This window comes from Kitasatospora sp. NPDC051702 (assembly GCF_040681575.1).
Classification (GTDB): domain Bacteria; phylum Actinomycetota; class Actinomycetes; order Streptomycetales; family Streptomycetaceae; genus Kitasatospora.
The window spans coordinates 69,968-85,746 of sequence record NZ_JBFAZB010000033.1 but is presented as its reverse complement, the minus strand read 5'-3'; the positions used below and the strand labels follow the sequence as shown (position 1 = coordinate 85,746).

Here is a 15,779-nt window from a genome sequence, read left to right as displayed (position 1 = left end):
CACGCCCGGAGGCTCCCCCCGCCATGGCCCACTCCACGCTCCAGGTCTCGCCCGGTGTCGCGTCGTTCTTCCACATCCTCACCGGGATGCCGTGGCCGGAGTCCAAGGAGGGGGAGCTGCGGGACGTCCGCGACGACTACCAGGCGCTGTCCGAGGACCTGCCCAAGCTCAGGGAGTACATCGCCGAGCTGGTGGCGGTGTGCCAGCAGCAGTTCGAGGGTGAGGCGGCGGACGCCTTCACCCGCGAGATGGGCCGGTTCATCGGCAGCTCGGGTGAGGACGACTACCTGACCACGGCCGGCAGGCTCTGCCACGAGCTGGGCGAGTTCGCGGGGAAGGTCGCGAACACCGTCGAGTACACGAAGTGGATGATCATCGGTCAGATCGTCCAACTGGTCATCGAGATCGCCCTGGCCATCTTCTGGGCCCCGTTCACCGGCGGCGCCTCGCTGCTCGCCGTCGAGGGCGCCAAACAGGCGGCGAAGGCGATCATCATCGCCCTGCTGAAGAAGCTCCTCCAGGTGATCCTCACCCACACCTTCTTCGGTGTCCTCGGCGCGCTGGTGCTCGACGGCATCATCCAGGGCGTCCAGTTCGCCCAGGGCAACCGGCACGAGTGGGACAAGGACCTCACCAAGCAGGCCGCGATCTTCGGCGCGATCAGCGGCGTGATCGCCGGACCGCTCCACCTGCTCGGCATGGGCCTGGGGAAGCTCTTCGGGATGGGGATCGGCAAGCTGTTCGTCCAGAAGGAGCTGGGCAACTCGCTGAAGGGCCTCGCCGGCGGCCTCGCCAAGGCCGGCGCCGGAGACCTCGGGAAGATCGGCGGCAAGGAGCTCGGCAACCTCGGGGGCAAGGAGCTGGGCAACGTCGGCGGCAAGGAACTCGGCAGCGTCGGCGGCAAGGAGGCCGGGGCGGGCGCCGGACACGCCCTCGGCGACGAGGCCGCCAACCGGTTCGCCGCCAGCATCGACAAGATCCTCCGGGAGAACTCCTCCTTCCTCGGCAGGGGCTTCACCGCCGGCGGCAAGAGCGGCGCCAACGCCGGCGCCCGGTTCACCGAGAGCCTGGCCACCTCCTTCGAGAAGCACCTCGGCGACGGCATCGGCAAGGACCTCGCCCGGCAGCTCGGCACCAGGTTCGGCGAGGCCTTCGTCGAGAAGTGGGCCAAGTCGCCGGAGAGCCGCGCGGCCCTCGCCACCGCCCTGCGCGAGATCGCCGAGAACTCCAGGGTGGCCAACGGCGAACTGCGCCTGCTCGCCGAGAAACTGCCCGAACTCGCCGGGCGCGTCGACAAGCTGAACACGATGTTCGTGCTCGGCCACGCGCTGGGCGAGCAGGTCAAGATGGGCGCCAACCAGTACCTCAGCGAGGGCTTCTACAACCTGATCTTCGAGCCGGAGCACCAGTTCACCGCCAGCGGTGCGAGCTTCCTCGCCGGCTTCCTGATGGGCGGCGCACGCCACCTGCTGCACGCGGCGGCCTCGCCCCTGATGACCAAGTACGTCAGGTTCGTCGACAGCCTCCAGCACGCCGACATCCCCCCGGGCGCCAGCAAGTACTTCGGCCCGCTGCACCCCCTGACCCTGCTCTCGCTGGCCACCAACCTGTCGGGCCACGCCGTGCCGTTCCCGGTGCCCAGGCTCGGTGAGCACGTCCCCGGCCCCACCGAGGGCGGCGGCGCGCACCGGACCGGCCTCGAGGGCGGCAGCACCACCTCGCTCACCCCGCCCCGCACCGAGGGCGGCGGATCGGCGAAGAGCGGCCCCGAGAACGCGAAGGAGACGGGCGGGAAGCCGTCCGTCTCGACGGAGTCCTCCTCCCGCGGCGGTGCGGACGGTAACGCGGGGTCGACCTCGCAGGGCGCTCGCGCGACCGCGGAGGGCGGCGGTGGCGGGAACGGGAACCCCAGGGGGAACGCGCCCGGCGACGGGAGCGGCAGCGGAAGCGGCGGCGCCGGCGGCAACCGGAAGGTCCCGGAGCCGCCGACCCGCCGCGCCACGGAGTCCGGGAACACGGCCACGACGGGCGACGGACCCAAGGCGGATCCGAAGGCTGACCCGAAGCCGGACCCGAAGGCTGACCCGAGGCCCGAGCGGAAGCCGCCGCACCCGTCCGGGGAAGGCGACGGTGACGGCCCGCCGCCCGGGACCCACCCCGACCCCGACGGCGGAAGGGGCCCCGAACCGGAAGGCCCCGGCCCGCAGAACGACCAGCCCAAGAAAGCCGAATCGCTGCAGGAGCAGCTGCGGCGGGCGTTCCTCGACCGCCAGGCGGAACTCCGGGACTTGCGGCGCCCGACGGCGGACAAGGCCTCCGAGGAGGCCGATCCGGTGGTGCCGTCCTCGGGTGGGGGGCACAGGTTGGACGGGGCGTCGCACGGGCCGCGTGGTGAGCGGGTGTCGGCGTTCCTGGATCGTCAGGCGGAGTTGAAGGGGGACCGGAAGCCGACCGCCGATTCGCCGTCGGAGAGCCCGCGTGGTGGCGGTGATGGCGGTGGTGAGGTGCCGCCGGTGGTGCCGTTCTCGGGTCGTGGGGATGGTTTGGGTGGGTCTGCGTCGGGGCCGCGTGGTGAGCGGGTGTCGGCGTTCCTGGATCGTCAGGGGGAGTTGAGGGGGGATGGGAGGCCGACGGCGGATTCGCCGTCGGAGAGCCCGCGTGGTGACGGTGGCGGCGGTGGTGAGGTGCCGCCGGTGGTGCCGTTCTCGGGTCGTGGGGATGGTTTGGGTGGGTCTGCGTCGGGGCCGCGTGGTGAGCGGGTGTCGGCGTTCCTGGATCGTCAGGCGGAGTTGAAGGGGGACCGGAAGCCGACCGCCGATTCGCCCTCCGAGGGCCCGCGCCGTGACGGCGACGACGGAAAGCCGCGGCCTCCGCGCAGGTCCAGGATCGTCGCGTTCAACGAGCTCAAGGAGAGGGACGGCGACGACTCCGGTGCCGTCGCGCCCAACAAGGGCTCCGGTGGCCGCGACCAGGCGGGTTCGGCTCCGTCCGAATCCGGTGTGCAGACCCGCCGGCAGTCCGAGGGCAGCCGGACGCAGGTGGTACCCGGGCCTGCCGGGCCCGAGCACCCCGGCGGCTCGGACACCCCCACGGCCCCGGACAGGTTCCCGGGTCAGGGGCACCGGTTGACGGACGGGCCCGGTGACGGCCCGCGGGAGGAGCGCCCGCCCGCGGCACCCCCGAAGGCGCGCGGCGACTTCCCCGGCCAGGGCCACGTCCTCGGGGGGAAGGACGCCACCCGCGACGGGCGGGCCACCGAGTCCGGTCAGCAGAGCGCGAGCCACCAGGCCGCCGAGCGCCGACGCGAGGAGCAGACGAACGACCCGCAGGCCCGCGAACGCGCCGCACAGCGGGCCCGGGAGGCCGCCGAGGCGGAGCAGCGCAGGGCCGAGCGGCAGGCGCAGCGGGAGGCCGACGCGACGGCCAGGGCCCGGGCGCGCGCGGAGGCCCTGGAGGAGCAGAAGCGTCTCCTCGCCGACGAGCAGGCCCGCGAGGAGCAGCGCGATGCCGATCGGCAGGCTGCCCACCGGGCGACGCGGGAGAGTGCCCGGCAGAGCCGGAAGGCTGCCGAAGAAGCCGACTGGCAGCGGCTGTTGGCTGACCTGCGGGACAAGTCGGGCGGCAGCTCCGGCGAGCACGGGGACCTCTCGCTCGCCGATGCCCGCGCCCTGCTCGCCCGGTACGAGGCGGACGGACTGGCAGACCCCTGGCACCGGCTGGCCGCCGAACTGGGTGTGAACGTCGAGTCGTTGGCCCGTCGAGGCTTGATGCCGGACTTCCCCCGTGGCAGCGGCGAACGGGATCGGTCCGACGCCGCCTCCGAAGTCCGACGGACGGTGGCGAGGCACCTCCTGGGGGAGGACGACGACAGCGTCTACGGAGAGGATGACGACAGCGTCTACGACGAGGACTTTGACAGCACCGACGACGAGTACGACGACGACTACGACGACGACACGACGAGCTTCTCCGGACGGGCCAAGAAGCCCGCGGTGACCACGCCTCCCACCTCACCGGCGGCGATCCTCACCCGTGGCATCGACGGTGCGGGCGGCACGGTCACCCGGGACGCACTGGACGAGGTCGCGCGCGAGCTGGCCGAGGAGCCCACCACGACCGGTGACCCTGCCGTGGTGCCGCCCGGCGAGGAGTCCTCGGCATCCGCGCCCTCCTCGCGGGAACGGCTCGCCGCCGGTGCACTCTTGAAGATCCACGACGACCTCTACCACCGGGACGTGGCCCCGGAGGCGATCACGCGCGACCTCGACAGGGTCAGGGCGCTCCGGCGACTGGAGCAACTAGCCCGCGACCACTACCGGATGAGGGTCGCCTACCTGACCGGCGGCTGGCTGGCGGGCATGGCACACGACCTGCACGGCCTGCCGGACCGGCAGCGCCCGTCGCCGGAGCACCTGAAGGCCGTCGTGGACGCGATCCGAGCGATCGATCCGTCCCTGAGCGGGTCCGCCTTGCGGGATGCCCTGCTGAAAGTCCTGCTCCCGGCCGCGCTGCAGGGGGAGCAGTCGGCGTCCGGCGAGACGGCCGCGCCGCAGACGCTCCCCGAGCCCCTCTCCGAGGGCGCCGGTGAGGCGAAGGAGGAGCCGGACAAACGGCAGAAGCGCTATCAGACCCGCCCCTTGACCACGTCCGGAGGCGTCACGGTCGGCCTGTTGCTGCGGGCCCGGGCCTGGCCCGACGAGCTGCCCGCCGTGGCCGATGACGTGCGCAGCGTCTATCACTGGTCCTCGCCGGTGAAGCCCGTCGACGGGCCGTACCAGCCGGTGGAGCGGAGCGTGGCGGCTCCGGACGTCACCGCGGAGGGCGCGGCGGCGGAGAGCCTGCCGAGCGCCACGACCGCCGTGCAGGCCGGGAAGAAGGCCAGGTCCGCGAAGCCGGAGAAGCCCGCGAAGCCTGAGAAGGCTGCGAAGCCCCCGAAATCGACGAAGCCGGCGAAGGACGCCGAGGACGGGAGCGACCCGGAGGATCAGGACGCCAAGGAGCAGAAGAACAAGAACTACAGCCTGACCGAGATCACCGGGCACGAGCCCTTCCTCCTGCTGATCCCCACGAAGCTGTCGGACCTCGACCCCGACGACCTCGCCAAGGCCGTGGCGGCCGACCTGCCGGGCGACGTCCTCGCCCCGGAGACCCCGCTGGTTCTGGTCGGACCCTCCGACCTCGGCACGGACCTGGTGTTCCCGCGGGCGCTGGCCGCGGCGACCGGACGGACGGTGTGGACCAGTTCGGTGGCGACGACGTTGACGGACGGCCAGATCCGGGTCCGGGGAAGGCTGCGCTCCGACCTGAAGGGCAAGGGCGGGGCGAAGGCCGAACGGGGCTTCTGGATCAAGGAGGTCCCGCCGGATCCGACGATGCCGGAGGCGCCCGAGGGTTCCAGCATCCCGACCAAGGGCGTCACCAAGGAGAACGGGCGCCGGGTCGACGCGAAGAAGCCGGACATCGTCGACGAGGACGACCTCGACAGTCAGCCCATCCTCTTCCCGCTGGGCAGGCAGTCGGGCGGCCGCTTCTTCCGGGACGACTCGCTCACCCGGGAGTGGGAAGCAGTGCGTGACGGCTTCGATCCGACCAGTCCGCACTTCGAGTACCTGTCCTCCGACTTCCGGGACAATCCCACGCTGGCGGCCGCGTCGGACGATCCGGACCTCGGCTCCATCGGCCTCGTCCCCTGGGACGTCTCGGCGCCGATCTACACCGTCATGACGCACGCCACGCACCTGGCGGCCATACTGCCGACGCTGTCCGGGCAGCCGGCCAACGGGAACAAGAAGAAGGTGTACGTCTCGGGCACGGGGCTCGGCCAGGTCGTGCGTCGGCGCCCCAGCTTCCGGCGAATGCCGCCGGACACGCAGATCGTGCTGCTCGCGTGCCAGGCGGGAGCCCTGGGCGACAGCGGGAAGGCGGTCGCGCAGGAGCTCGCCGAGGCCACCGGCCGCGTGGTCTGGGCGTCCACGACCACCATCCACGTGGCCGTCGGACAGCGTGTCGCCCAGCTCGGCATCCTCAGCGACGAACACGGCACGCGCGGGCGCTGGGTCAAGTTCGTGCCGGGGACGGAGCCGGACACGGAGCGGGGCTCGCACCCGCCCGTCGAGCCGGAATCGACCAAGAAGACCAGGAAGTCCAAGGACTCCCGGCGTGTCGGAGGGCTCGGCGGGTTCCTGCAGGACGACCAGCCGTCATCGGACGGGCCGGAGGCAGGGCCGGGCCACCGCGTGGTGCGGCGGGTGACGCGGGCGGACGGGTCGTCCTTCGACGTCCTGGAGACCCCGGGCGACGGCGACTGCCTGTTCACCGCGGTGCTGGCCGGCGCGGACCGCCGGCTCGGCCCCTGGGAGCACCGTGACCTCGGTGCCCGGGACGCCCGCAGGGTCGTCTCGCACTGGTTCCGGGGCCCGGCGGGCGCCCCGCTGCGGGAGAGCATCGACTCCCGGGAGCAGAGCCCGCTGCACTTCCTGCTCGACGATCTGACGGAGCGTCAGGTGCGGGCGATCGCCGGAACGGCGTTCGACGGCGTGGGTCGGGAGGACCTGGTCGAGCACCTGCGGGCGGTCTTCGCCGCCGGGGCGCCCGCGGCGGACGCGGACGCCGCCTGGAGCCGGATGCTGGAGCAGCTTCCCGCGCTCGCAGGGACGTTGTGGGTGCACGACGGTGACACCGATCCCCGGCGGCTGACCCTCGCGGACCTCCGCGACCAGCCGCTCAGCCTCTTGGTGGACATGGCGGTGCGCAACCGGTCGCTGTGGAGCAGCCGTTTCTACGACGAGATCGCGCAGGTCGTCGCGCACGCCCTGGCCGTGCGCCTGGTGGTGCACGACGACCACGGCAGGTCCTTCGTGCTGAACCCCGAGGCCGCGCGGACCGTCGACGTGCACCGCTCCAACCCCGCCGACATCCGCGGCGCGCACTACAGCGCGCTCACCTGGGTGACCCGCCCGGCGGGTCCACCGAACGAGCCGGTCCAGGAGAGCCACGGGCACGAGCCGTCGCAGCACGAGCCGCCGAAGCACGAGCCGCCGAAGGAGGCGGACACGCCGCAGGAGGACCGGCTCCAGGGGGACGAGAACCCCGAGGAGGAGCACCACGAGGGGGAGGAGCCGACCAAGCCGCCCGTCCCCCCGCAGGAGCAGCCCGCCACCGTCCCGGCCCCGACCCCGCTCCCGACTCCGCTCCCGCCCCTGCCCGCCCCGCCCCGCCGGATGACCGAGGAGGGATGGATCAGCGCGGGCGACCGCGTGGTGCTGGTCCACGGTGCGAACGGCCGGGTCGTGGAGGCCGTGCTCGCGCACCTGCCGGCGGGCGTGTCGGCGGGCCGGCGCGAGGAGATCCGGAAGCGGCTGGCCGAGCAGCTCGACGTGCGCACCCTGCAGCCCCACCTGTCCCGGATGACCAGGGGCGACGACCTGCTGCTGCCGCTGGACCTCGGCGGTGGGCCGGGCCTGCTGCGGGTCGGTGCCACGGTGGTGCGGGCGGTCACCGCGCACCGGACGGAGAAGTTCGAGTTCGAGGACGGCGGTGACTCGTCCGCGGGGACGGGCGCGCTGCGCGAGAGCCGCACCCGGTGGGCCGGGGGGCTGGTGGTCAGCGGGAAGCCGGCCTCGGCCGTCGGCGTGACCGGTCCGGCGACCCGCGTCGCGGAACGCGCCGAGGGGACGGCGGTCGCCTCGACCGGGCGGCTGACGCACCGCAGCAAGACGGCGGAGCCGGTGCTGTGGGTCGACGCGGAGATCCTTCTCGACCTCGACTTCTCCGCCGTCCCGGGCGTGCGCACACCGGCCCGCCCGCTGTCGCGGACCCCGGTGGTGGCGGCCGCCCCCCGGCCCGGGCAGGAGGGACCGGTGTCGGTGCGGCTGTCGGCGCGGGTCGTCACCCCGGCCGCGGAGGCCGGCGGTGACGCGCCGTCGCCGACGACCCACCACGCCCCGCCGGCCCGGGTGCTCCGCACGGCGACGCTGGGCGGGATGGACGTGGTCAAGGACGTCCGCACCCGGTACGGGCGCGGCGACCGCGCCGACGGGCACACCGCCCTGTTCGGGCCCGCGGACGCGGACACCGGGCTGGAGGCCTTCGGTCGGCGGCGGTTCGGCGACGACTGGCCCGCGGTGCGGGCCGAGCTCCTCGCGCAGCTCGACCTGCCCAGTCTGCAGGCGCAGCTCAGGGCGATGACCGCGGGGGAGCCGCTGGAGGTCCCGCTGGCGGAGGGCCGGGGCAGCGTCCTGGTCTCGGCGACGGTCCTGGAGCTGGTGCACCTGCGCAACACCGACCCGAGCGAGTTCAACACCGGTGCCGACGCGACGGGTGCCGTCACCTCCTCCAGCACCAGGGCCGTGACCCTGGGGCTCGGGTTCTCGGCCAAGGTCTCCGGAACCGGGAAGGACGATCCCGTCAGCGGCACGGGCAGCGGCGTGCTGACCGGGCAGCGCGGCAGCGACCGGAACACCGTCGGGCAGAACGCGCAGCGGACGGGTGCGGCGCTCAAGGCCAAGGTCCCGGGCGCGATCTTCGACGGCGTCGTCCGGCTCTCGCTCGCCCACCGGGACCGGACCGGCGCCGTCGGCCCCGACCGGGCGAGGGCGGACCTGGGGTTCCAGGTGCTCTTCCAGGCCGCGGAGTGCGAGGCCGGCGAAGCGGGGCGGACGTTCCGCACCGACGACGAGCCCGGGCCGCTCCGGGCGCCCGTGCTGCCACCCGGCACCACCGCCCGGATGCCCGCGCCCCAGGTGTGGGGCCCCGACCCGGCCCACGGCCGCACCGGGCTGCCGACGGGCGCCGTCGTGCTCGACGTCCTCCCGTCCGGCCCCCAGGACGGTCCTGACGCGCTCCCCGGGTTGACGGACGTCCTGGAGGGCCTGGGCCGGCGCACCTTCGGTGCCGAGGGCTGGACGGCGCTCGGCCCGGCCGTGCGCGGGGCCTTCCGCCGCGAACGGCTCGCGGCACTGCTCCCGGGGATGAGCCACGGCATCGACCTGCGTTCGCCGCTGCTGGTGCGGGCCGGGCAGCCGGACGCCCTGGTGCTCGCCGGCGCCGAGGTCCGGCGGCTGGCCTACGTCCGGGCGTTCGACGAGGCCGAGCTGAACATCGTGAACGAGTGGACGGCCGGCAGCGGGGACCGGCGCAACACCTTCCGCTCGGCGGCCGGCCGGCTCCAGGGCGGCCCCCGGTTCCCTGCGGCCGACACCACCGTCGCGGCCACCGGCGGAGGCGGCTACGCCGCGCGCTCGCGCCGCGGCGACCGGGCCGCGGACAGCGCCGGCGGCTCCGCCAACGCCAAGTTCGCCGAGCCGATGGTCGTCTACCTGGCCGACGTCGAGGTCGACGTCAGGGTCGCGCACGACGGTGCCGGCGCACCGACCGCGTCCGAACGGGCCGTCGTCCGGGCCCTGCTGGCGCTCCCCAGGTCCCTGACGACGCCGCACCCGACCGCGGCGGACGGCGGCCCGTCCCGCCTGGTCTTCACCCGCCCCGACGTCCCGCCCACCGGGCAGGGCGAGGAGGCCGGCGGGCAGCAGGCCCCCGGCGACCACCCGTCGCCGGGCGAGCACCAGCCCTCCGGCGACCAGCAGGCCGACGTCCGCCCTCCCGCCGTGCCGCCCCGCCCGGTCGAGCCGCTCGCCGTGCAACCCCCGGACCGGGTCACCCGGACCGGGGAGCTCGGCGCCTCCGACCCCGTCCTCGGACTGCACGACGTCCGGGCCGTCCTGGACGCCGTGGGCGCCCGGCTCCGGCCGGTCTTCGGCCGGCACTGGGCCTGGGTCGAGGCCGCGCTCGCCCCCCACCTCGACGAGACCTCGCTGCGCCCCCGGCTGGCGGCCCTCACCACCGGCGCCGGGTGGACGGTGACCGTCTCGCACCGGGGCTACACCGCCGAGGTCCGGCTCCTGCGCGCCGCGGCGACCATGCGGGAGTACCGGGGCCTGATCGAGAAGTGCGAGTTCGAGCGCGGCGGCGAGACCGTCTCCTCCACCGGCACCCTGCGCGACACGCGCGGCGGAGCCACCGCGACGGCGGCGGTCGACGGCACGTTCCCGCACGTGGCGGTGACGCTGAGCCAGACCTCCGCCGCCCACGGGACGGTGGGCACCACCCGCGACACGGTGACCAGCCGTTCCGAGAAGGAGAAGACCGTCGAGCGGGCGGCCCGGTTCACGGGGGACGTGACCGTCGAGCTGTCCGTCGTGGTGACGTCGAACCGGCCGTCCGTGCTGGTCGGCCGGGCCGTCCGGCAGCGGCTCGCCGACGCCTCCGGTCCGACGACCGCCGTCACCGGGATCGACGTGGTCTTCCCCGTCCGCGAACTGCCCGTCGACCCGAAGACGGGGCTGGCCCCGGCGCCCGCCGAACACCGCTCGGTGCCCCGGCGGATCGTCGACTCCGGGGTGCTCGGCGGCTCCGACGTGCTGCTGCGGGTCTGGGCACCGGAGCCCCGGGCCCTCCCCTCCGGGCACGACCGGCCCACCCCGCAGCCGGACCGCGGACCGGCGCCGCAGCCCGGGCCGGTGTCTCGGCAGCCGGCGCCGCAGCCCGTGCCTGTGCCTCCGCAGCCCGGGTCGGGACACCGCCCGTCGCTGCTGGACCAGCTCGACCGGCCGGGCCGGAGCGTCTACGGCGCCGGCTGGGAACGGGTGCGGAGCACGCTGGAACCCCTCCTCCGGGCCGGCGCCGTGCAGTCCAGGATGCGCGCGCTGATGGCCGGCCAGGAGCACTTCGTCAAGGTGCCCGGCGGCACGGTGGTCCTGCGCTGGGCCGGTGTGCGGGAGATCCGGCACACGGCGGACACGACGGAGACCGAGTTCGCCGCCGGCGGCGCCGGTGGCGTCGCCCAGGGCGGCCCCGACGGCCGGACCGGCCACAACACGGCCACGGACGACGGAGTCGCCGGGCGGTTGGTGGTCACCACGGACCCGGTGGGCGCGCTGCCCGTCTCCCTCGTCCTCGGCGGCACGCTGAGCCACGTCCGGGGCCAGGAACGGATCACCGAGCACGACGGCGCCGGACGGACCGGCACCGCCACCAAGACCAAGGTCCCCGGCAGCGTCTTCACGGGCACCGGCGTGCTCCAGGTGGAGCTGCGCCGCAGGGGCAGGCCCCGGCCCGTCCGCGGCACCCTCCCGCCGGCGGCCCGCGCCGAACAGCAGCGCCAGCGCGCGCTCCGCCCGGCCGCCGGCCTGCCCGCGGGCGCGCCCCTGCCCCGGCCTTTCGTCGAGGAGCTGGACCGGCAGAACCAGCGGATCCGCGACGCGGCCCGCTCCGCGCCGACGCCACGGCCGGTGCCGGATGCGGACCGACGGTCCGGGCGTGCGCGCCGGGCGGTCACCACCACCGTCGAGTTCGGCTTCGACGTGCTGCTGGAGACCTCCGACACCCAGGTGGTCGGGACGCCGGCGCAGGCGCGCCACCGGGCCCCCGACACCGGCGAGGAATCGCTGCGGGCGCCGCGCGGGGCCGTCCCGACGACCACCCACCTCGTGCCGCCCCGGGAGGTGTGGAGCGGGCTCGGCGCCGAGGACCTGCTCGTGGACCTCCCCGACGTCGGCTCGCTGCGGAACCTGCTCGGCACCCTCGGCCGGAACCTGTTCCGGCTGGACCCGGACTCGGCGGACGCACGCCGGCTCCGGCGCGCCTTCGACCGCGGGACCCTCATCGACGTCCTGCCCGACCTGACGGCGGGCGGGACGCTGGTCCGCACCGTCCGGCTGGGCTTCGTCGACACGGTGAGCGTGACCGCGCGGGCGGAGCTGGTCGCACTCGGCCGGGGCCGCGAGGAGCCGAAGTCGGAGATCTCCCAGTCCGCCGAGGTGTCGACCCGGTTCACCGAACGCGCGCTGGCCTCCCGGATGACCCAGCTCATGGGCCAGTTCGGTCTGGAGTTCTCCAAGGTCAAGGGCAAGATCATGGGCGGCATCACCTTCGGCGGCGGCGCGGGGCGCCGCACCGGAGGCGAACGCACCGTCGCCGAGAGGTCCGTGACGAACTCCAAGTTCCCCGAGCCGCTGGTGCGCTTCGAGGGGTACGCCAAGTTCACCTTCTCCTTCCAGCACCGCACCGGACCCTGGTCGTGGCGGCCGCACACCGTCGTCGGCGACGTCCCGGTGCTGGTCGCCGTCCCGAAGCGGTCGGTCACCCGGCAGCACACCGGCCCCGACGACACCTACTTCACCCCGGACAACTGGCTCACCGGCCGCCGGCCGTCCGACCCCTACGACCTGCCGCCCGACCAGGAGGAGGAGACCGGACCGCCCGTCCCGGACGCGTCGGCGAACGACCTCGCAGGACGGATCGCCGAGACCCTCGGCCGCGTCCCGAGCCCGCCGGAGCCACCGGGCGACCGGACCGGGGGCAGTGCCGGGGGCAGCGCAACGGAGCTCGCGGCGGCGCAGCGGGCGGCCGAAGAGGCCGAGGCGGCGAGGTCGGCGGAGTTGGCCCGGCAGCAGGCGGAGCAGGCTGAACGGGAGGAGTTGGCGCGTCAGCAGGCGGAATTGGCCGAGAAGGCTGAGCTCGCCAGGTTGGCGGAGTTGGCCCGGCAGCAGGCGGAGCAGGCTGAGCGGGAGGAACTGGCCAGGCAGCAGGCCGAGTCGGCCAGGCTCGCGGAGCTGGCGCGCCGGCAGGAGCAGGCGAAGCAGGACGAGCGGGACAAGGAGGCCGTCACCGAACCTCTGCCGGTGGTGCCCCGCCCCGACGCCTCGCCCGAGCCCGAGCCGCTTCCCGAGCCCGAGCCGCTTCCCGAGCCCGAGCCGCTTCCCGTGCCCGAGCCCGAGCCGGTTCCGCCGACGCAGGTTCAGGAGACTCCGCCGGCGGAGGCCTTCCTGGTGCTGGGTCCGCAGGAGCGTCTGCTGACGCTGGACTCGCTCGCGCCCGGGGCACGTCGCGAGCTCGCGGCCGACCCCGACTTCGTCGGGACCCTCCGGGAGCGCCTGCTGCCGGAGGAGTTCGCGGTGGTCGCCGCCCGCCTGCTGGTGGACGTGGACCCGGGGGTGCACCGGCCGGTGGCCGCCCGGCAGGCCGCGCACGCCCAGTTGGAGCGGATGCTGGGCAACCCCGACGTCGCCGCGGACCTGCTGAGGCGAGGGGTGCGGGTGGTGGTCGTGCCGAACGACGTCCCGGTCACCGAGGTCGACGGCTTCCGCCATCTGGCCGGCAGTGCCGCCGGGGGCGCGGCGGGAGCGTTCCGCCGCTGGCACGACGTGCGGGGCGCGACCGAGGGCCGGTACGTCGCCGTGACCGCGGAGAACCTGCTCGGCGAGGACACCTCGGTCGGCGAGGCGGCGGGCTTCGAGGACGGCTACTCCACCGCCACCCACGAGTTCGCCCACGCCCTCCACGCGTTCGCCCTCACCGACGAGGAGCGCGAACGCATACGGGAGGTCTTCCTCGACAATCACATGGCCGACACCCTGAGCGGGCTGTTCGACACCGAGTCGACGGCGGCCTGGCCCGACGGGCCGGTGCACGACCTGGGCGGGCACCTGGTCGGCAACTACTCGTCGACGGACGAGCACGAGTTCTTCGCCCAGCTGACCAACACCTACCTCGGCACCAACCACGGCCACGACCCGGACACCGACCGGCCGCGCAACAACGGTGCCGGGTGGGTGCGCGACCACCTGCCCACCCTCCTGCCGGTCCTGGAACGGCTCTACGGGGAGCGCCCGGACAGTGGCCGCCCGGTACCGGCGAACCCGGTCCGCGAGACCTCCGCGGACGACGCGATGCTGCGCGGCTTCCGCGAGTTCGTGCACGGTGTGGAGGGCGTGGGGCATCCGGAGGAGCAGCCGCTCGGGGACGATCCGGACGCGGCCCCGGAGGCGCCGGACCACTCGGCGTCGATGGCCGATCTGGTGCAGCAGGCGCTCAACCCGGTCGTGGGCGCCTCGGCGCACCCGGCCTCCCGGGGCGGACGTCCGCAGGGCCAGGGCCAAAGCCAGGAGCAGGGCCAAAGCCAGGAGCGGGGCCGGGGCCGGGGCCGGGGACATCGCGGGAACGACGCGGGTCCGCCGGCACCGACCGAGACGACGCGCGGCGGCCGAGGCGGGTCCGGCGCCGGTCGCGGCCGTGGCCGCGGGGCCGACGTCGGCACCGGCAACACCGGCCACCCCGCGTCGGCGCCGTCGACGCGCGGTCGCGGTCGCGGCGGCCGGGGCGGGGGGACCGTGGCACGTGGCGGGAGCCGTCCGCTGACGAACCAGGACCACATGGCCCGGGTGGAGGACCGGGACGGCGTGGCCTACGTCGTCAAGGGCACGCCGGGTACGGCGGGTCACACCGCGTTCCCGCTGGAGCTGCGCCCGCCCAGCCTGGACGCCCGGCTCGGGGAGGAGACGGACTCGCTGCGCGGCGCCTTCGGCCGGGCCCTGGACCGGATGTCCCGCGTCATGATGGGCGCGGACCGGTTCGGTGTCGGCCTGTCGTTCAAGGTGACCGGAACGCCGCACATCGCCCTGACCGTCATCGACGGGGTGGTCCACGTCGCGGGCAACTCCGGTATGTCCAAGGAGAAGCAGGACAGTGCGAGGAACCGTCTGTCGAGTCTGGACGACGTTCCGAACCCGGCCATGAACCACGACCTGGGGAAGCTCCGCGCGATCAGGGACGGTCGGTACCGGCGCAAGGGCGACGACGTCGACGACGCCGCGGGTCTGGACGCGGTGCGCAGGGCGCTGATCGACCCGAGCCGCATCAACTGGAGGCCCAACGAACGCGCCGAAGCCGGCTGCGTGCACGGAGAGATGGACCTCCTGAACGTGGTGCAGGAGCAGATGCGGAAGGAGTTCGAAGCCGCGAGGAAGGCGGAGGAGGAGCGCAAGACGAAGGAGGCGGAGGAGACCGCGGAGCGGGAGGCCGAGTCGGAGCAGGAGCCCGGGGAGGAGACCGAGGAGACGGCCGGGGAGTCCGGCGACGAGAGCTCCACCCACGAGGACGACCCGGCCGCCGGGAGCAGCAGCGGCACGTCACGGGCCCGGGACAAGGGCAAGCAGCGTGCGGAGGAGCCGAGGCTGAAGCCCTGGCCGATCGGCGGCCGCAAACGCGACTGCATGGCCTGCCACTGGGCCCACGCCGTCTTCAACGAGTACATCGCCAAGGATCTGGGCTTCGTCGTCGTGACGGGCGGCACGCACGGGAAGATCTTCGGCAACTGGGCCGCGCCGGAGTGCCTCATGAAGCACGAGCAGGCGCGGGCGGCACTGACGGCGAAGATCACCGGGACCTCGGTGCAGGTGAAGGGCAAGCAGCAGTCCCTGCTGTTCGGTACGGACGGGAGGATCACTGCTCCGGAGGGCTACACGCCGCCACTGGGGCAGCACGACGAGCCGTACCTGTCGGACTCCGAGCCGGGGGAGGTCAGCGAGGAGTCGGACGCGGAGGGCACGGACAGCGAGGGTCAGGACACCGGGGAACAGGACACCGGGGAACAGCGCGAGGAGAACACGGCCGGGGACACCACGACGGAGGAGCCCGCAGCGGAGAACACCGCTGCCGACGACACACCCACCGGTCAGCCGTCCCCGGCACCGGTGCCGACCCCGACGCCCGTCCGGCCCCCGACCGGTGGCGACGTTCCGCGCGGCGGTGGCCGTGGTGGCCGGGGCGCGCCCCGGGGCGGTGGCCGGGGTGGGCGTGGCCGGGGCGGGACCGGTGGCGGCGGGGAGCCGCCGGTCGTCTGACGAGTTCGCCGGGTGCTGAACCTCCCGGTGCGCTCCGGCCGTCGAGTCGGGTGGACGCGTCGTTCCGGCCGACCCGACCGGGTCCGGGCCGGCGGCGGG

The 15,779-nt window shown here is 74.4% G+C and carries 1 protein-coding gene; it reads left to right on the top strand.

Features of this window, described 5'->3' with window-relative positions; genetic code table 11:
* Window positions 1-23: 23 nt before the first annotated feature.
* A complete protein-coding gene (locus tag AB0N04_RS25350; RefSeq protein ID WP_363365322.1) occupies window positions 24-15,680 on the top strand; it encodes a hypothetical protein in 15,657 nt (5,218 codons plus the stop codon).
* Window positions 15,681-15,779: the final 99 nt, after the last annotated feature.

What these genes read in the sequence shown, in the direction of transcription:
- AB0N04_RS25350 (WP_363365322.1), top strand. Translation starts at nt 24, where the DNA reads ATGGCCCACTCCACGCTCCAGGTCTCGCCCGGTGTCGCGTCGTTCTTC.